17 protein-coding genes are annotated in these 18,625 nt (G+C 38.7%); 5 read left to right on the top strand and 12 right to left on the bottom strand.

Translation table 11 applies throughout. The annotated features are described in order from the left end of the window. Positions 1-31: 31 nt before the first annotated feature. The 4 genes from yihA to rpmH form a co-directional block, all read right to left on the bottom strand. Complete coding sequence (gene yihA, locus BTR_RS08900) at positions 32-676, bottom strand: ribosome biogenesis GTP-binding protein YihA/YsxC (RefSeq protein WP_012232234.1); 645 nt, start codon at positions 674-676, stop codon at positions 32-34. After that, positions 673-2,535 (bottom strand): membrane protein insertase YidC, encoded by a 1,863-nt coding sequence (gene yidC / locus BTR_RS08895; protein WP_012232233.1) that lies wholly within the window; start codon positions 2,533-2,535, stop codon positions 673-675. Before yidC ends, yihA begins: the two co-directional genes overlap by 4 nt. Next, entirely contained in the window at positions 2,525-2,917 is a 393-nt protein-coding gene (gene rnpA, locus BTR_RS08890; protein WP_012232232.1) for a ribonuclease P protein component, read from the bottom strand. The genes yidC and rnpA overlap by 11 nt, the downstream gene beginning before the upstream one ends. A gap of 116 nt (positions 2,918-3,033) precedes the next feature. Continuing rightward, positions 3,034-3,168 carry a 50S ribosomal protein L34 gene (rpmH, locus tag BTR_RS08885; RefSeq protein WP_005864709.1) on the bottom strand — a complete coding sequence of 45 codons (135 nt, stop codon included), beginning with the start codon at positions 3,166-3,168 and terminating at the stop codon, positions 3,034-3,036. 585 nt (positions 3,169-3,753) lie between these two features. Here rpmH and BTR_RS08880 point away from each other — a divergent pair. Beyond that, the gene (locus BTR_RS08880) at positions 3,754-4,815 is read left to right on the top strand and encodes an Mrp/NBP35 family ATP-binding protein (protein WP_012232231.1); all 1,062 of its coding nucleotides are present in this window, start codon (positions 3,754-3,756) and stop codon (positions 4,813-4,815) included. Between the two features lie 854 nt (positions 4,816-5,669). Here the strand turns inward: BTR_RS08880 and BTR_RS08870 are convergent. From BTR_RS08870 to BTR_RS08840, 7 genes are all read right to left on the bottom strand, one after another. Continuing rightward, complete coding sequence (locus BTR_RS08870) at positions 5,670-6,461, bottom strand: pyrroline-5-carboxylate reductase (protein WP_012232229.1); 792 nt, start codon at positions 6,459-6,461, stop codon at positions 5,670-5,672. Positions 6,462-6,516: 55 nt separating this feature from the next. Continuing rightward, positions 6,517-6,762 (bottom strand): hypothetical protein, encoded by a 246-nt coding sequence (locus tag BTR_RS08865; RefSeq protein WP_012232228.1) that lies wholly within the window; start codon positions 6,760-6,762, stop codon positions 6,517-6,519. Between the two features lie 103 nt (positions 6,763-6,865). Then, positions 6,866-7,234, bottom strand: coding sequence for a YraN family protein (locus BTR_RS08860; RefSeq protein ID WP_171815242.1), 369 nt, complete (start codon positions 7,232-7,234; stop codon positions 6,866-6,868). Positions 7,235-7,250: 16 nt separating this feature from the next. Beyond that, positions 7,251-8,141 (bottom strand): 16S rRNA (cytidine(1402)-2'-O)-methyltransferase, encoded by an 891-nt coding sequence (gene rsmI, locus BTR_RS08855; RefSeq protein WP_012232226.1) that lies wholly within the window; start codon positions 8,139-8,141, stop codon positions 7,251-7,253. A gap of 292 nt (positions 8,142-8,433) precedes the next feature. After that, complete coding sequence (locus tag BTR_RS08850; protein WP_012232225.1) at positions 8,434-10,095, bottom strand: electron transfer flavoprotein-ubiquinone oxidoreductase; 1,662 nt, start codon at positions 10,093-10,095, stop codon at positions 8,434-8,436. 168 nt (positions 10,096-10,263) lie between these two features. Then, positions 10,264-11,190, bottom strand: coding sequence for an electron transfer flavoprotein subunit alpha/FixB family protein (locus tag BTR_RS08845; RefSeq protein ID WP_012232224.1), 927 nt, complete (start codon positions 11,188-11,190; stop codon positions 10,264-10,266). Between the two features lie 55 nt (positions 11,191-11,245). Next, positions 11,246-11,992 carry an electron transfer flavoprotein subunit beta/FixA family protein gene (locus BTR_RS08840; RefSeq protein WP_012232223.1) on the bottom strand — a complete coding sequence of 249 codons (747 nt, stop codon included), beginning with the start codon at positions 11,990-11,992 and terminating at the stop codon, positions 11,246-11,248. Between the two features lie 533 nt (positions 11,993-12,525). Here BTR_RS08840 and BTR_RS08835 point away from each other — a divergent pair. The 3 genes from BTR_RS08835 to BTR_RS08825 all read left to right on the top strand — a co-directional run bounded on the left by BTR_RS08835 (position 12,526) and on the right by BTR_RS08825 (position 15,336). Then, positions 12,526-13,419 carry a hypothetical protein gene (locus BTR_RS08835; RefSeq protein ID WP_038473903.1) on the top strand — a complete coding sequence of 298 codons (894 nt, stop codon included), beginning with the start codon at positions 12,526-12,528 and terminating at the stop codon, positions 13,417-13,419. 178 nt (positions 13,420-13,597) lie between these two features. After that, positions 13,598-14,524 carry a sulfite exporter TauE/SafE family protein gene (locus tag BTR_RS08830; protein WP_012232221.1) on the top strand — a complete coding sequence of 309 codons (927 nt, stop codon included), beginning with the start codon at positions 13,598-13,600 and terminating at the stop codon, positions 14,522-14,524. A 2-nt stretch (positions 14,525-14,526) separates the two neighbouring features. Further along, the gene (locus BTR_RS08825; RefSeq protein WP_012232220.1) at positions 14,527-15,336 is read left to right on the top strand and encodes a TIGR02186 family protein; all 810 of its coding nucleotides are present in this window, start codon (positions 14,527-14,529) and stop codon (positions 15,334-15,336) included. Between the two features lie 24 nt (positions 15,337-15,360). Here the strand turns inward: BTR_RS08825 and BTR_RS13495 are convergent, their stop codons facing one another. Then, positions 15,361-15,642 (bottom strand): DUF6460 domain-containing protein, encoded by a 282-nt coding sequence (locus BTR_RS13495; RefSeq protein WP_012232219.1) that lies wholly within the window; start codon positions 15,640-15,642, stop codon positions 15,361-15,363. Positions 15,643-16,755: 1,113 nt separating this feature from the next. On the opposite strand from BTR_RS13495, the gene BTR_RS08810 reads away from it, so the two are divergent. Beyond that, a complete protein-coding gene (locus BTR_RS08810) occupies positions 16,756-18,384 on the top strand; it encodes an ABC transporter substrate-binding protein (protein ID WP_012232218.1) in 1,629 nt (542 codons plus the stop codon). Positions 18,385-18,625 lie beyond the last annotated feature (241 nt).

The raw sequence follows: 18,625 nt of genomic DNA, 5'->3' as shown, positions 1-18,625 counted from the left end.
AATAAATTGTTAATAATATGAATGTGTTCTCTTATGCAATGGTTTGCAAAATGGCAGCTCGTAATTCTTCTAAACCGTACGCTTTTTCTGAAGAGGTTGCAAGGATCTCAGGATAAGCTGCTGGATGTTTGAGAAGTTTTGTTTGTGTAATCATAATCAATTTTTCCAAGGCATTTGATTTGATTTTATCGCTTTTTGTCAAAACAATTTGGTAAGAAACAGCTGCTTTATCAAGGAGTGCAAGAACATCTTCATCATTATTTTTAATGCCGTGCCGTGAATCAATCAAGAGATATACACGTTTTAGTGTTGAGCGTCCCCGTAAATAGCTAAAAATCAAATTTGTCCAAGCATCAACCAGATTTTTCGGAGCAGCAGCAAAACCATAACCCGGCATATCGACGACTGCGAAAGGAGGAAGATCTCCTCTTTGTCCACTAAAGCCATCGGGGATAAAATAATTAAGTTCTTGAGTTCGTCCTGGTGTATTTGAGGTCCGTGCTAAGCCTTTTTGCTGGACAAGTGCATTGATTAAAGATGATTTTCCAACATTGGAACGTCCTGCAAATGCAATTTCTGGTGGTCCTTCAGGAGGAAGAAAGCGTATTGCGGGAACGCCACGAATAAAAATCCAATTGCGAGAAAAAACTCCAGAAAGGGAAGAATCTCTTGTCATTCTTGTGCTTCTTTTTGGGTCTGCTCTTCTTTTTTGGGTGATTTTTTCCACATGGTTTTTAAATTATCAAAAAGCTCAATTTTGGCTCCTTGACGCTTCATCATGATACCTTGCTGAATGATCGACAATATATTGTTCCATGCCCAATAGATGACAAGACCAACAGGGAAAGAGGCAAGCATAAAAGTAAAGACGACAGGCATCCATGTGAAGATCATCGCTTGGGTTTGGTCTTGAGGAGCGGGATTCATACGCATTTGTAAAAACATCGTTATCCCCATAATCAAAGGCCATGCACCAATCATAAGAAATGCTGGTGTTGTATAGGGCAAAAGACCAAACAAGTTGAAAAGAGATGTTGGATCGGGGGCGGCTAAATCTTGAATCCAGCCAAAGAAAGGAGCATGGCGCATTTCAATGGTAATATAGAGAACTTTATAAAGCGCAAAGAATATTGGAAATTGAACCAACATTGGCCAACAGCCTGCAAGGGGGTTAATTTTTTCGGTTTTATACAGTTCTATAATTGCTTGTTGTTGTTTGTTTTTGTCATCGGGATATTTTTCTTTTATCTCTAGCAAACGCGGTTGGAGCAGCTTCATGCGCGCCATAGATTGATAAGATTTATTGGCGAGAGGGAAAAGAAGTATTTTTAAGAGCACTGTGACAAGAAGGATGGCAATACCAAAATTTCCTGTTTGCTTATAAAGAATATCAATGAGGGCAAACATAGGTTTTGTGATGAAATCAAACCAACCCCAATCAATCAAGAGAGCAAACTTGTTAATTTTTAGGTTGTTTTGATAGTGATTAATGATTTCAACCTGTTTTGCACCAGCAAAAAGATGATTTGTAACAGTTTTTGTTTCATTAGGGGCAATCGTTAAAAGCGATCCTAGCAAGTCAGATTGATAATGCGTTTGTAAACGATCAAAATAAATAAAACGGCTTGTATATTCTTTATCTTGTTGGGGAATAACCGCTACAGCCCAATATTTATCGGTAATACCAATCCAGCCTCCTGTCACTTTGGAAAAAGTCATGCTTTTTTGCCCATTATCAGGATTTGGATCAAGCTCTGCTAAGGTCTTATATTTTTCAGTTTTAAGCGAGTCCCCTGCAATACCGATCATCCCCTCATGAAGCAAATAGGTTGCATTTGTATGTTCTGGTGGTGCTGCACGGGCAACGCGGGCATAGGATGAGAGATATATGGGTTGATCACTTTCATTGCTGATAGAATCCTCAATGGTAAACATGTAATAATCATCAACAAAAAGGGTACGGCGGAAGATTTGTCCCTGTCCATTATTATAAATCAAAGTGATGGGTGTTGAAGGGGTCAGGGTGGTATTGTTTCCCTCTATTTGCCATTGTGTATCAGGTTGTGGCAAGGCTTTTGCTGGCAAAGATGCACTTGCAAAACCAAATTCAGCAAGGTAAGTCGTTTTGAATCCTTTAGGATTGAGCAAATCAATTTCCGGTGATTTTTTATCGACTGTTACACGATATTTCTTAAGGTGAAGATCATCAAATTGTGCACCAACAAGATTAATAGAGCCTTCCAGTTCATTGGTTTTGATCGCAATACGTTCTGTCTTGGCTAATACAGCTTTGCGGACTTCAGGAGTCATTGGTTGTTCGATGATCGATGTTGATGGATGCGTTGAGGTATCGTCAGAAAAATTCACCGTAGCAGAAGAAAGGGGCGATTGTTGTTTTGACAATTGCTGTTGCTGTGTGATGGCTTGTTGGTTTTGTAACTTTGCTTGTTTGGGAGCAACATGAAGGAATTGCCATGCGATGAGCACTAGGAAAGATAAGCCAATAGCGATAAAGAAATTGCGGTTATATTCCATTCGTACACCCTTGTTGTCGTTGCTGATGTTTTGTTTTTGGTTTTATTCGCCGATTTAATTCACTAATCAAAGATGTGAAAGGCGCATGTAACGCATCACGATACGCTACGATGACATAGTCTGTTCCTGCTTCCATGTGGTTTGTTATACCAACTCTTACGGCTTCACGTAAGCGCCTTTTGATACGATTACGTTTCACAGCATTACCGTTTTTACGGGTAACAGTGAAGCCTACACGCGCAACAAGAGACGATTTTTTTTCTGCTGTTTGTTCACGAGATTTAACTTCGAGTAAAAATAAAGGACCCCGTCGTTTTTCTCCTGTACGGACAGCCAAAAAATCTGCTCTTTTGCGAATGCGGCAGGGATGTTTTTTTTTCATAAAGAACGTTTCGCAATTTCACTAAAGACCTGCAATTAGGCATTAGAGGTTCATAACAAAAGTTTCACAACGAGGAAATGGTGAGAAATTCTCAACGGTTGTGAAAATTTAAATGGTTAAGCAGAGAGCCGCTTACGGCCACGAGCACGTCTTGCAGCAATAACTTTACGTCCTCCAGCTGTGGCCATACGGGCACGAAAGCCATGGCGGCGTTTACGGACAAGTTTAGAGGGTTGGTAAGTACGTTTCATTTATTTAAATACCGCGGAGTGCGGCCCTTCTTAATCGTTGTTTTATGAGTAATTATGCGCGAGATGAGCAATTTTACCCCATCATACGGCTGTTAATCCATAAGGAAAAATATAAAAAAAGTCAATCTTAGATTGTTTTTCTCTCTTTTGAAAAAATACGAAACACCCTATACCTGTTTGTGACACTTTTGGATAATATTTTAAATGTGTTAGAAAAGTAACGATTGAGTCTATAGAAAACAATTGAGTCTACAAAAAATAAATGATTAGAACGTTAAAGAATTAAAGAAAGCGTGATGGATTAGTGTATACTCAATTTAAAAAATACTTTGATATTAAGAGCTTTTCTCAGTTTTGTTTTTTACAAAACTCTTATCAGAATATTCATTGAAGTGTTGGCGCTCAAACGTGACTGATAGGCTTTTATAGCATATTTTGTGCCTGAATTTCTTTATTTAAGGGTGGTTTCGTGTTTTTAAAGAGCTAAAATGTAAGTCATTTATACTTTATAACCTTTAAGTAAAGTAGAGATTTTAGGGTGATGACCTGCCGGTATTTTGGGGTATTTTATAGAGAGGAAAGAGCGTGGATCTTATCACAAGTGAGGCTGTCCGCAACGTGTTACGTAAAATCAAAGGACCAGATCTTGAAAGCGATATTGTATCGTTGGGGCTTCTTTCAGAAATATTAATCGCTAATGGTAAGGTTTTCTTTTCCATTACAGTTCCTGATGGACGTGTGCAAGAATGGGAGTCGTTGCGCCGTTCTGCTGAAGAGCTGGTGTGTGCTTTGAAGGGCGTGGAATCTGTTGTTGTCACGCTTACAGCAGAAAAAACAACAAAGGGAGTGCCTCGACGCAGAGCGCATCTCTTGCCTGTGAAAATGCCTATAGAAGGTGTCCGGCATGTCATTGCTGTTGCTTCTGGAAAAGGAGGGGTAGGAAAATCGACGATGGCGATCAATATCGCTTTAGCTTTACAAGATGCAGGTTTTAAAACAGGGGTAATGGATGCAGATATTTATGGTCCATCTTTGCCACGTTTGACAGGGCTTGTTAATCAAAAGCCACAGCTTATGGGCGGAAAAAAGATTCAACCTCTTGAAAAATTTGGCCTTAAATTGATGTCGATGGGATTTTTGGTGGAAGAAGAAAAGCCGGTAGTATGGCGTGGTCCTATGGTTATGGCCGCTATAACACAATTGTTACGCGATGTTGTATGGGCGCCTTTGGACGTTTTAGTTGTGGATATGCCACCGGGTACAGGGGATGCTCAATTAACGCTTGCGCAACAGGTACAATTAACGGGTGCGTTGGTTGTTTCTACGCCTCAGGATCTTGCTTTAGTTGATGCACGGAAAGCGATAGAAATGTTCATGAAAGTCAATGTTCCTATTTTAGGACTGATTGAGAATATGAGTTATTTTATTGCTCCCGATACAGGAAAACGCTACGATATTTTTGGCCATGGTGGGGCGCGGGGTGAAGCAGAACGGCGAAAGGTCCTGTTCTTAGCAGAAATACCGCTTGATGCAGCTTTACGATTTTCTTCCGATGAGGGGAACCCTATTTTTGTTGTTCAGCCTAATGGCGAGCATGCTCAACGGTATCGTACAATTGTTGATCAAATAAAAAATAAACTCTGTTGAATATATGTTTTTTAAAAAGAGTTTGCTAAAACACACTTATAAAAGATATAAAAATAGTTGCCTTTTTGTAAGGGGAAGATGAATTCTAATTCGGAGAAAATAATTTTTTATCATCATCTTTTCATTCGATTTTTCTACGTTCAAAAGCATCGAAAGAAAGATCTTTAAGAAGTGGAGATAACGCATTCTTTTACGTTTTCATTGTCCGCGGTTTTTATCGGGATAGTTTTTTTATGCAACAACAAAATTCTCAAGAATATATTTATGTTTATTATTCAAGCGCTTGTTTGAAAAGAGAATATTTCTTAATGTGTTTCATTCGTTTTACGAGAGTGCCTGTGAATGATAGAATGTAAAAACTCCTGTGAGGTGTAGAGATCTCATAGCATTTCTCCTTAAATAAAAAGAGAGAAGTCATACCCATTATGCTCTTTTCTCCCTCAAAGTTTTCCTCTATTTTGCATAAAGTTGGCAAGTCTATTACGTTATTTTTAAACGATTTTATCGCAATGTTGCTTCCTTTTTTAATAGACAAACAAACGTTTTTTATTTCATGACAAGAGAACAACGTAAAATGGAAAAAGATTTTGTCAGTATTCTCATTTCAAATATTAAAATATTAAAGGATTAAAGGATGAATTTTCTTCTTATAAGTGATTTTGCGCTCTAAAAATATCTTGAGGATTAATCGAAAGTTTTATTTTTATTGATGTAAATTAAAGGGATAGGTAGTTAAAAAATCCGTTTTTCTTACTCTTGAAAGACCTATCGCAGATAGTTTTATTAATTCATGTTTACAAAGAGCCCAATCAATAGATTCATAATTCTCATCTTTGAGATGAGAATTATGTTGGTTAAGTCTTTTTAGAAGCATTCATTTTTTGTAAAGTTGCCTCAAGAGCTGTTGTGAGAGCACTTTTCCCCCCTTGATGAGAAAAATAATTTGACAAAAATTCATTTGTTCCCCCCTTTGTCGAAAACTCTTTTTCAAGCAGTGCAAAATTAAGAGAGGTAGAACGATCCGTTGCTATAATTTTACGCATTTCATCCGTAAGATTTCCAAACATCATGGTCAGAAACTCTGCTGATTGCTGTTTGTTTAACCCTTGTGTTATAAACCATTGATGGGCTGTTTCGATAAAATTAAAATATACGCCCATAAGAGAACCCGCTGTCATAAAAAGATTAAACTGTTCTTCCTTTTCGAGCACCAATGTGCCCCCCAATGCATCAAATAAAGTGCGTAAAAACGGATGATCGGGATAAATGGGTGTCAAATTTTTGCATTCTGCGACAAAAGGTAACGGAACAGCACGATAAACTTTATGGTTGATCCACGCTTCCACTTCTGCGGCTTTTGCCATAGCAAGAACGGAAATAACCAGCTGTTCTGGACGAAAGCGAAGAGAGCGCAAAACGCCTTCTGCAATTTGGTTGGGTAAACAAAGAAAAACACAATCACTCATATCGAGCAATGCTTGGTTATTTTCAGCAATCATAACTTCATCATAAGTGCGTGAAAGACGCTCTGCTATTTGTGCATTGCGCGGTGAAACAATCATGGAGGAAACATTAAAGGCACTTGTTATGAGGCCATTCACCATGGAAGCACTAATTGTACCTGTTCCCAAAAAGCCAAGTTTCATTTCTATTCCTCAGTTTTACTTTTTAAAAGGAATCTCAATCAACAGCTTAGGTGTTTTAACTCACATAAATGCTAATTGAGGAAGCAACACATAAAATAGCAAGAATAATCAAGCCCAAATAGATTTTTGGTTTGTCAAATAGAACGGCAAAAGCAGAAAACCAACCAACAACAGCTGCGGCTAATGCAAATAAAAAACCTGGTTTATTCATCAGTACAATATGCATTGCCATTAAACCACCAATAATCAGCGCTCCAAAAATAATGAGCAAACCTGTTGCAAACTTTTCATAATCATCCATATTTCGCTCCTTATAGCGCTTAAATTGTTACACACTTTTTAACGCATATACACATAAAGGCGAAATGTTTTTTTATTGAGCATGGTTAAAACGGGGCCTCCTCTTATCGATCAGATGTAAAAAATGCGGGGATATGCTTTGGCCAACGCCAAGGTAAAATTGCAATCAAATCAAAGCGTACAGACAAAAGGGCATAATCTTTTTGCCGTGCGAGCCAAATATCAGCTGCTGCCTCAATTCGCTTTTCATTCATTCGGGAAACCGCTTCCATTGCTTCCAGCAACGTTGAACGTGCTTTGACCTCAACAATTAATACAAGATTTCCACGTCGTGCAATTAAATCAATTTCCCCACACTTTGTTTTAAAACGCATTTCAGCAATGTGAAACCCTTTGAAACGCAACCACCAAGCTGCCAATTTTTCTGCACGAACTCCCCGATAAAAAGACTTTTGTCTCTGTTTTTTTGGTATGGTCTTATGCATTATTTTACACATTTTTTAGAAAAATCAACCGCTGGAAAAGTTCCTGCTTTTTCAAACCGGTCTTTTTTGCAACCAAAGCTGCTGCTTGAGCCGCGGAATGTGTCCGTGCGCCTTCTAATAACATTTCATTAACTTCTTGATCACTGATCACATTTAAGCAAGAAGATGATGATTCTCCAACAAGCACAACAATTTCCCCACGAATCTGTGTCTGTTTTCTATAGTTTTCCAACAAACTTCCCAAATTAGAAACATCTACGGTTTCAAACTTTTTTGTTAATTCACGACAAATGGCGGCAGGTCGATCTGCCGAAAAAAGAGTAACCATATCCTGTAAAGTTTCAACAAGACGATGCGGTGATTCATAAAAAATCAAAGTTGCTGGAATCTCTTTTAATTGTTCTAATCGTTTTTGACGCTGCGCTTTGCGTGCACTTAAAAAACCTGCAAAGAAAAAGCTATCGGTCGGAAGCCCTGTTGGTATCAGAGCAGCTAAAAGAGCTGATGCTCCAGGGATTGGGATAATTTTATGACCCGCCTTACGGGCTTCTTCGACTAATCGAAATCCAGGATCAGAAATAAGTGGTGTTCCCGCATCTGAAACAAGCGCTACCGTTTTGTTTTCTGCTAAAGCCGCTAAGAGCTTCGGACCTGCTTTGTGCGCGTTATATTCATGATAGAGAAAAGTTTTTTTTCGAATACTGTAACGTTCCAACAAAACACGTGTTACCCGCGTATCCTCACACGCTAAAATATCAACGCCTGCCAGCACTTGCAAAGCACGAAGCGTAATATCTGCAAGATTCCCGATCGGTGTTGCCACAAGATAAAGCCCTGGCTCTATGAGGGGGGCCGAATAAGCATGCGCACCTATAAAATATGCGTTCTCACACATGCCTTTTTCTCTTCATCAAATACCCTTTCCCACAAGATCTTATCAAAATTTTATCCATACTCATAAGCTATTTTGGCTTAATTTTTATCAGGACATTTTTATCATGACAACGGCTTATTTACTCGGGTTGATTTGCTTAAATCGTTGGTCACTTTACAATAGGATAATTTTTATATCGTGAAAGAGCCTATGTATGAAGGTGATTGATAGATTTCTCATCTGAAAAAATATTTTTATCGATTGTGTTTTGTATATTGCAATTTTAGCAGAACAAACAATGATGAGGTCGAGGTTACATATTGGGATAGAAGGGGCCCTCGTTGCCTTGCGGACAGATCCAAGTGATGTTTTGGTTGGGATCTTTAATGTCGCACGTTTTACAATGTATGCAATTTGAAGCGTTAATCACATAAGTGAGCTGCCCCTTATGCTCTAGCCATTCGTAGACAGCGGCGGGGCAATAGCGTGTGGAAGGTCCTCCATAGACGGCATATTCGGAGTCTTTTTGTTTTTCTAATGAGGCTATTTTTAAATGACAAGGTTGATTTTCTTCATGCTGCGTATTGGAAAGGGCAACACTTGTAAGGCGGTCAAACGTTACAACACCATCGGGTTTTGGATAAGCTATGGGTTGAAATTTTTCTGCTGGTTCAAGACAGGCATAATCTTCCTTGCCATGGGGGAGTGTTTTAAATAAGGAAAATCCAAACAGTTGTTGCCACCACATATCAAAACCGGCAAGTTTAATTCCATATTTTGTCCCATATTTTGCCCAAAACGGTTTGGCATTTCGCACTTTATAAAGATCTTTGCCAATGGGCCCTTTTCGCCATTGCTCTTCGATTTCTTTGATCTCATCATGGATACGTCCTTGCGCAAGAGCGGTAGCAATTTTATCGGCGGCTAAGATACCAGATAAGATGGCATTGTGTGATCCTTTGATACGAGGAACATTAACAAAGCCAGCAGAGCAGCCAATAAGCGCGCCACCAGGAAAGGTAAGCTTTGGTACAGATTGCCACCCTCCTTCACTGATAACACGGGCACCATAGGAAAGACGCTTTGCACCTTTGAAGATTTCATAGAGTTTTGGATGTGTTTTAAAACGTTGAAATTCTTCAAAGGGAGAAAGATAAGGGTTTTTGTAATCTAAGTGTACAACAAAACCGACAGAAATGACATTGTTTTCTTGGTGATAAAGAAAACCACCACCGCCGGTATGATTGTCTAAGGGCCAACCGGTGAAATGTTGCACTAAACCGCGTTGGTGTTTTTGTGGTTCAATTTCCCAGAGTTCTTTGAGACCAAGACCAAATTTTTGGGGTTCACAATTTTTGCTAAGGTTGAAAGTTTGTATCAGTTGTTTTGCAATTGAGCCGCGTGCTCCTTCTGCAATCAGAGTATATTTTGCCAATAACGCCATACCAGGCATATAATTTTTTCCAGGGGTTCCATCTTTGTTAAGCCCCATATCACTGGTGAGAACACCAATGATGGCTCCATTCTCATTCTGGATGGGTTCTGTTGCGGCAAACCCAGGATAAATTTCAACACCCAGCGCTTCGGCTTTTTTGCTTAGCCAGCGGCAAACGCTTCCAAGTGAAACGATATAACACCCGTCATTGGATAAGATTTTGGGGTGCAAGATATTGGGCAATCGTGTCGCTTTGTGAGGCTTTAGAAAAAAAAACTGGTCACGGGTAACAGGGGTTGTAAAGGGATGATCGTGGTCACTTCTCCATTCCGGTAAGAGTGTATCGATACCAATGGGGTCAACAACGGCGCCAGAGAGAATATGAGCCCCAACTTCGGTCCCTTTTTCAACAATTGTGACAGAAAGCTCAGGATTAATTTGTTTCAGACGAATGGCAGCAGAAAGCCCTGCGGGACCTGCTCCAACAATGACGATGTCAAACGCCATACTTTCACGCTGATCATGCAGAGCTGCTTTCATGGTTTATAAAGCTTTCTCCAATTCTGGAACAGTTTGGTGTGGATTGCCCACAAGAGATGAAACAACGATTTGCATGGCAAAAAGTTCTGTTGGTGTTGGTTCTGTCATAACAATGACTTTGTTAAATTTCAGATTTTTGCATTGAAGATGCTGAGAGGCATTCATGGCTTATAAAGCTTTCTCCAATTCTGGAATAATTTGGTGGAGATCACCGACAAGGGCGTAATCGGCAATTTGCATGATGGGTGCTTCTTCATCTTTATTAATGGCAACAATAATTTGTGCATCCATTATACCGGCTAAATGTTGGATTGCACCAGAAATGCCAACGGCGATATAGAGTTCAGGGGCAACGACTTTTCCTGTTTGTCCAATTTGCCAATCATTGGGCGCATAGCCTGCGTCAACTGCTGCGCGGCTAGCTCCTAAAGCCGCATTTAATTTATTTGCAAGAGGAAGAAGAAGAGCCATAAATTTCTCTTGTGAACCAAGACCACGCCCGCCTGATATAATAACACGTGCAGAGGTAAGATCAGGACGATCATTTTTGTTGGCTTCTGCTTTTACGAAAGAAGAAAGATTGGGATTGGGCGCTGGTGTTATTGTTTTAATGGGCGCTGAATTATTTTGGGAAGCTGTTGGTGTGAAAGAAGCTGTGCGAACGGTGATAATTTTTTTGGGATCATTACTGCGAACAGTTTCAACTGCATTGCCTGCATAAATGGGGCGTTTGAAGGTGTCGGGTGAAAGAACGGCGGTAATATCTGAAATTTGCATAAGATCAAGAAGAGCAGCTATGCGTGGCATCACATTTTTTCCAGTGCTGCTGGATGGAGCCATGATTACATCATAATCATTATCATTTGCGAGTGAGATGATTGTATCTGCCATAGGCTCGGCGAGTTGATGGGCTAAATAGTCTGCCTCAGCAATAAGAACTTGCCGCACACCATTAAGTTTAGCACTCTTTTCTGCTATCGTTTGAATATTTTCTCCGCAAACCAAAATATCGATATCGCTTTTGAGTGCGTGCGCGGCGGTGAGCGCTTTTGCGGTTTCTTCTGTATTATGATCGGCCAATAAAAGAATTGCCATAAATTTTTACCCTTTTATATGCGTATTGCTTTTACTCTAGTACTCTAAGAAAATATTAAATGCAGTTTTTTTGTTTTAGTGCACTGACAAGCTCTGCCACATTAGCAACTTTAACTCCAGATTGACGGGGTTTTGGCTCTTCAACACTTAAAATTGTGAGGCGTGCTTTCGTATCAATGCTAAGATCAGCAAGAGCTTTTTGTTCAATAATTTTCTTTTTTGCTTTCATGATATTGGGGAGAGAGGTGTACCGTGGTTCATTGAGCCGGAGATCGGCCGTCATAACCATGGGAAGGGGAAGATGAAGGGTTTGTGTTCCATTATCGATCTCACGGGTAACTGTAGCATGTCTATTTTCTATGTTAAAATGTGAGGCAAAAGTTGCTTGTCCCCAACCAAGAAGCGCGGCGAGCATTTGTCCTGTTTGATTGCTATCGTCATCAATCGCTTGTTTTCCTAAAAAGACCATATCGGGTTTTTCTTCATCAACAATGGCTTTGAGAACCTTAGCGATTGCTAAAGGTTCAAGTGTTTGATCCGTTGTGACAAGAAGGGCGCGATCAGCCCCCATGGCAAGTCCTGTTCGTAAAGTTTCTTGGGCGGCTTCTGGTCCAATTGAAACAAGAACAACTTCTGAAATTTTACCAGATTCTTTCTGACGAATTGCTTCTTCAACGGCTATCTCGTCAAAAGGATTCATAGACATTTTTACGTGAGACAGATCAACGCCTGTGCTATCGGGCTTGACGCGTATCTTGATGTTATAATCAACAACACGTTTGACAGCGACAATTATCTTCATGATGATCCTCTTTGTTTGTATGATCACAAGTTTATAGCAATACGCGTAAGAAACCAAATTGTTTAAAATGAAGTCTTATTTATAACTTGTGTTTTCTTTCATATAAGCTTTTTTATGTTTACTTGTACTTTCTTGTCGTCATTTTCAATCTTCATCTCTTTGTTCATTGCCATAATTGCCTTATTTGCTTGAATAAAAAGTAAAAAAATTAATCTGCCTTGTGAGAATATTCTTTTTTCGTTTTATAGGCTCTATTTATGATGGCGCAATAAGGGTTTTATGTAATGAAAAATTAAGTGAAAACAATAAAAATGGGGGAATGATTTTACGCTTCAAATCTTGAGGGGAGAAAAGATTTTTCTTTCAAATACTCAAGATGAATATTAGGCAAATATTTTAGATGAATAGTGGGAAAATATTTCTAACAAGAAAGTTTTTGGGCGTTCTTAAAGCTCTATTTACTAAAATAGAGTACACTTTCTTATCATTTCTTAACGATTCTTTTCAAAGAGGTTAATGAGGGGTAGGCGTTTGTGAATACGAAGGGTCATACGATCGACCAGACAACCAATCAGGTTCGGAGTGATCAATTTTCTTCTTTTATTGAGCAAAAGGAGAGAATAGAGGCGCCTGTGGAAGTAACAATGTCAGACATTGCTCAAAATTTACGCACTGTTTATGCACAAATGAAAATGAAGCATTTGTCTCGTCCTTTGAACCAGCAGGGATCTGTCGAAGAGCATTTTAAATCTTATTTAGATGATATTAGTCGCGCTATTTTGGCTGAACATTATATTCGTCGCCAAAGGGAAAAAAGGCTTTTTGAGTCTTTAGAGCAGATTAAAACACTTATTCAAAGTTTGCAGGGTGAAAAAAGAATCTTAAAGGAAGCAGCGGCAACACGACGGGTGTCTCGTTCAAAATCACCTGATTCTGTTGTACAAAAACTTGCTTATATGGAATGTGAGGGAAATCAAGAACGCTTATTCCTTCAAAAGGTGCAAAATTTTTCAGGACAAAACAGTATAACGCCACTCCAAACAAATGTTGAAAATGCATTGCAGCGAGAAAATAAAGGTTTCTTGCCCAGGGATACACTTTTGCCCAGAGATGCGCTTTTGTCTAAAGATGCACTTTTGCCAAGTGATGATGCTTTGAAGTCTTCTTTTAAAAAGACTGAAGAAGCAGTGGAGCGTACAGTGATAAAAGAAAAAGATGTGGGGGGAACAGCACCTAACCATTACCCAGCATCTCATTCTTGCATTGAGGATGATTTTTCTTCTGCCTTAAAGGGGCAGTCTCGGGGACATGTCTCATTTTTATCTTATTTCGTAAAAAAAAGTCTTCTTTGTTTTTTAATCGTTGCATTTGTGGTCGCGATAACGTTATGTTTTTATAGCTTTTTAAAAGGAGCGCATTTTTTTTAGTTTTTATAGTGTTGATGTTAATAGATGTGAAATGTCTTGCGCATTCGTCATTGTGCGAAAGCAGTAGTAATTAAAATTGTCCTTTTAAATACGCAACAGAGATTATTGGACAAAGAGGATAAGTTGGAAAAATTCTCCAATTTTTCAAAAACCTCAAATTATCTTAAAGGTTCTATCAGTGAGTATTTATTTACCAATTGCTGAAATGTCACTCAATATGCTGATCTTGATTGGTATGGGAGTCGTTGCTGGTTTTTTTTCAGGTCTTTTTGGCATTGGTGGTGGTTTTCTCATCACACCTTTATTGATTTTTTATAATATTCCTCCTGCTATTGCTGTTGGAACTGGCGCTAACCAGATGATTGCATCCTCTGTAACGGGGGCGATTACACATTTTAGACGACGTACGCTTGATATCAAACTTGGTATTCTTTTGGCGATTGGAGGAGGGGGCGGTTCGTTAATCGGGATTCAGATTTTTTCTGTTTTGAAAAAGTTGGGTCAATTAGACTTAATGATTTCGCTTCTTTATGTAATTCTTCTTGGAAGTATAGGAAGCTTGATGATTGTTGAAAGTTGGTATGATATGAGGCGCAAGCGTAGGTTAGGAAAAGCCAATGTCCGTCTTGCAGGTCGACATCGCCATAACTGGATTCATCGCTTACCATTTAAAATGCGTTTTCGGACATCTATGATCTATGTCAGCATTGTTCCAGTGTTAGGGATTGGTCTCATTGTGGGGTTGTTGTCTTCTATCATGGGAATTGGTGGGGGATTCTTTATGATCCCTGCATTGATTTACCTGCTGCGTGTTCCAACCAATGTTGTGATAGGGACTTCACTTTTTCAAATTACATTTGTGTCTTCTTTCACGACAGTTTTGCAAAGTATGACTCATCAGTCGGTTGATATTGTCTTGGCTTTTTTGTTAATGCTCGGAGGAAGTATTGGCGCGCAATATGGAACACGAGCTGGACGGAAGCTAAAAGCGGAACAATTGCGTATGGCACTTGCATGTTTGGTGTTGATTGTGTGTATGCGTCTTGCTTTTCAATTATTTGTACGCCCTGATAATCTTTTCTCTCTGGATATTCTTATGAGATAAAAATGGGTAGATTATTTTCTTTATGCATCATTGCAGGTTGCTTTTGTTTTGTTTCTTTTTCTACATGGTCACATGTTGGGACGACAGCAACATTCATTGATAACGTTGATCACGAAACTGTTCAAATTATCGTCACAACGAATACGATTACCGTGGATGCAAATTTTTCTGGTCGTGATCTTTATATTGCTGGTGTCTTGGAAAATATTGATCCACTATATTCTCGACAGAACCGTTATGATGTTGTTGTCAGCTTGGAAGGACAAAACCGGACAATGGTCATGCGGGAAAAAAAACGCAATGCCGGTGTATGGGTTAATACAGATTCCCTTATTTTTAAAAATGTTCCTCTCTTTTACTCTATGGTCACAACGCGTGAAATTGATGATATTACCAGCATGGAAGATTATAAACGTTTGGGGTTAGGGTTACTCTATTTGCCATTGCAAACAGATGAGAAAGATCAGAAAAAAATACAAATTTTTCGCGATGAACTTATAAAACTGCAAAAAGCTAAAAGCCTTTATTATGAAGAAGTAGGCGGTGTTCGTTTTGGTTCTGATACACTTTTCACGGCACATTTTCGTTTACCAGCCAATATCCCTGTTGGACATTATAAGGCTCGTGCTTATCTTTTTCGTGATGGGCAGTTTGTTGATAGTGCAACAACGACTCTTGAAATTGTTAAAGCACATATCGCTTATACAATTTTCTATGCAGCGCATAAGTATCGTTTCTTATACGGTATTGTTGCGGTGATTATCGCTGTGAGCACAGGATTTTTATGTCGTTTGATTTTTCGAAAAGACTAGCGCTAAGAAAAATATTTAAAGCGTTTATTTTTTATGAAAAATGCGTGAGATAAGAAAAATAGGCACAACAATAATAGCGCCCATCATAGTTATATGGAAGAAGTTTGTAAGCGTTATAAATCCCCTTTCCCATAAAGATTGAAGAAAATCTATTATTTTCTGTGTGAGGTTTCGAGGTGTCCATCCAAAAAACTTCATTACGATGCCAATGAAGAATGAAAGGATCAGTAATTTTAGACTGACGCGACTAAATGTTCCGCCAAGAAATGCATGAAAAGAATTTGACAATTTTTTCTTTCTGTTCATTTAAATATACTTTCGAATCTTTTGTGTTGTTGTATTATCATCGTATAGTGATGTTATTATCATAAAGGAAAAACGTTTTTTTATTTTTTATTATTTTTTCACCACCTTAGTACTGGTGTAATATCAGTGCTGGTTGTTGAAATACACGCGTGTTCTATTGCATTTTTCCCGATATTTTTATGGCACTTCTTTTGTTAAATGAAGAAATTTCTTTTTTTTCTAAGAAATTGTAGGGGATTTTTTATAACTTTTTGATATTTCGCATCAGGGGGAAAGTTCTCGTTCGTTGAAGATTTTGTAACGGACTTATTATTGTCCCGTGTATAGAAATAATATTTCAAGGCAGTTTACTTAAAAAAAGACTATCTATTCTGATAAGGGTGTGCTTATATGGGTGTTATATTTAGATATTTCAACCTTAGTGAATTGAAAAGATATTTTTTGCTGAAAAATGCAAGCAATGAATTGAGTGTTGTTAAAGGAGCAAAAGTATTAAATAGAATGTTGAAAAAGTTTTGTTCTGTACGAGCACATGAGCGAATATCAGGGGGGGTGGGGCTCATGCTCTTTTTATTTTGAAATAAGATATTTATTTTGAAATAATATATAATGAGAGGCTTATTATTTAGCGGGGAAGTATGGAAAAATTCAAAACTCCTCTTGCAGCAGAGGGAGAGAGTTGGTTGGTGTTGAAAAATGGGTGAATTTTCCTGTTTTGTTGAAAGCTCAAATTGTTGTTAAGGCTTTTTATTATTAAGGTGCTTGTGCTAACGGGGGCTTTGATAATGCGAAAAATGCTAGAAGAAAGAAGGGGAAAGCTTGCTCGACAAGCAAGAGAGACAAAATCTTTGTCGTGTAGTTTTCAGTGGTAGATGTTGTGATATCACCCGTAGATTTTGTTATCGGTTATACCATTTATTGTATATTAAATTGTTTTTCGGTGCATCTTGGGGGGGGAGCTTATAAGTATGGCAGGAGGAGTAGTTGATAGGTAGTGTTGTTTGAAAGTTTTAAACCTTTGTCTCTTGGAGCCTATGGTTCGTCTAATCTTGTTATTTTGCACGTTCTTATTGCGTGGGGAATTTATACAATAAACGTTAAAAGGAAAAGTCTATGAACTTGAAAAGAAAAATATTGAAAAGTAGCGGCTCTCTTGTTTCTGTTCTTATGGCATTGGGAATGGTTGTACAACAGTCCTCAGCAAAAACACCGGCTAATACTCTTGTGATGGCTTGGAATATTGATGCAATCAGTACATTTGATCCCGCACAACTTACGGATGTTTATGGAAGTGAAATTATTCGCAATGTTTGTGATAATTTGGTGAGTGGTGCTACAGATAATCCTGCTAAAATGGTTCCCGCATTAGCAACACATTGGGATGTTTCAGGGGGTGATCACAGTACGGTGATTACTTTTCATTTGCGCGATGGTTTGAAGTTTAATGATGGGAGATCAGCCAACGCCAATGATCTTGTTTGGGGGATGAGGCGGGTTGTCAAATTGAAGATGGGTAATGCCGCAATTTTTAATGAATATGGAATTACAGAGCAAAATGTTGATGATGCTTTGCAAGCTGTTGATGAAAAAACGGTAGTGATGAAATTTGATAAGCCTTATCCAGCAGAGCTCATTCTTAATAATATTGTTGCAAGTCCTGCGACAGCTTTGCTTGATCGCAAGACAATTATGAAGCATGAAAAAGATGGCGATCTGGGAAATCAGTATTTGAAAGCGCATGCTGCTTGTGTGGGTCCTTATCAGTTGAAAAGTTGGCGCCCTGGAGAAGCTCTTTTGTTGCGTGCAAGCTCCCATTATTGGGGAAAAGCTCCGAAACTGAAGCAGATTCTTATTCGCCATGTTGCAGAGCCTGGAACACAACGTTTATTGTTACAAAAGCACGATATTGATGTTGCTCGTAATTTAACCCCTGAAGATCTTGCAGATCTACAAAAAACAACAGATGTTAAAATCGAAGAAGTATTAGAGCCATCCATGATGTACTGGGGATTCAACATGACAAATCCCATTTTTGCTAAGGAAAAAGTACGTTTGGCGATGCGCTATCTTATAGACTATGAAGGTTTCGGCAAGAAGCTTCTCAAAGGTGTTGGTATTCCACGGGCAAGTTTTATTCCTGTTGGCAATCTTGGAGCTTTAGATGAAAAAGAAGGACAGCCCTTTAAGCTTGATATTCAAAAAGCCAAGCAGCTTTTAACAGAGGCTGGTTATCCGAATGGCTTTGAGGCCAATTTTCTTGTTTCAAGTTCCTCCCCCTATACTTTGTTGCTTGCTCAGTCCATTCAAGATAGTGCTGCACAGGCAGGGGTGCGTCTTAAAATTGAGCGTTTGGCAGGGACACAGTTGTTTTCCAAACTTTATGCACGTGCTTTTGATACGATTTTTGTCGGATGGAATAATGATTCTGCGGATCCTCATACCATGGCTTCACGTCTTGTTTATAATCCGGATAATCGGTTTGAGGCAAAAAATACAGCCTATCCTAGTTGGCAGCATGGGTATTTTGATACAGAAATGAATGAAAAAGTTGAAGAGGCGTTGTTTCAAAAAGATTCACAAAAACGGGCGCAACTCTATGCTGATTTACAACGTGAATTGATGCAAAAAGGACCTTATGCGTTTATCTATCAGAAATATACTGTTATTGCGATGACACCGGATGTCAAAAAGTGGGTTTGGAATAGTGCGCCACAAATTTTTTATAGTAAAATTGAAAAATAAGCGTATCTTCAATGCTGTCAAATAGATAAAAGCGTCGTTATGATATATTCGGCGTTTTGCATAAGTTTTAAAGTTTTGCAAGACGTCGAAGATCGTGAATAAGGGAGGGATATATTGAATGTCTTTTCAAGATTTTTATTTAAAAATAAAAAGGGGGCATTTTCATTAAAGATGTGTTTGTGTGGATGTTAAGGCTGAATATTCAACTTCTCTGAATTGAAAAGTGGTCAATTTATTTACT

Source organism: Bartonella tribocorum CIP 105476, assembly GCF_000196435.1.
GTDB classification, from domain to species: Bacteria; Pseudomonadota; Alphaproteobacteria; order Rhizobiales; family Rhizobiaceae; genus Bartonella; species Bartonella tribocorum.
This window is presented reverse-complemented; position numbering and strand designations above follow the sequence as displayed.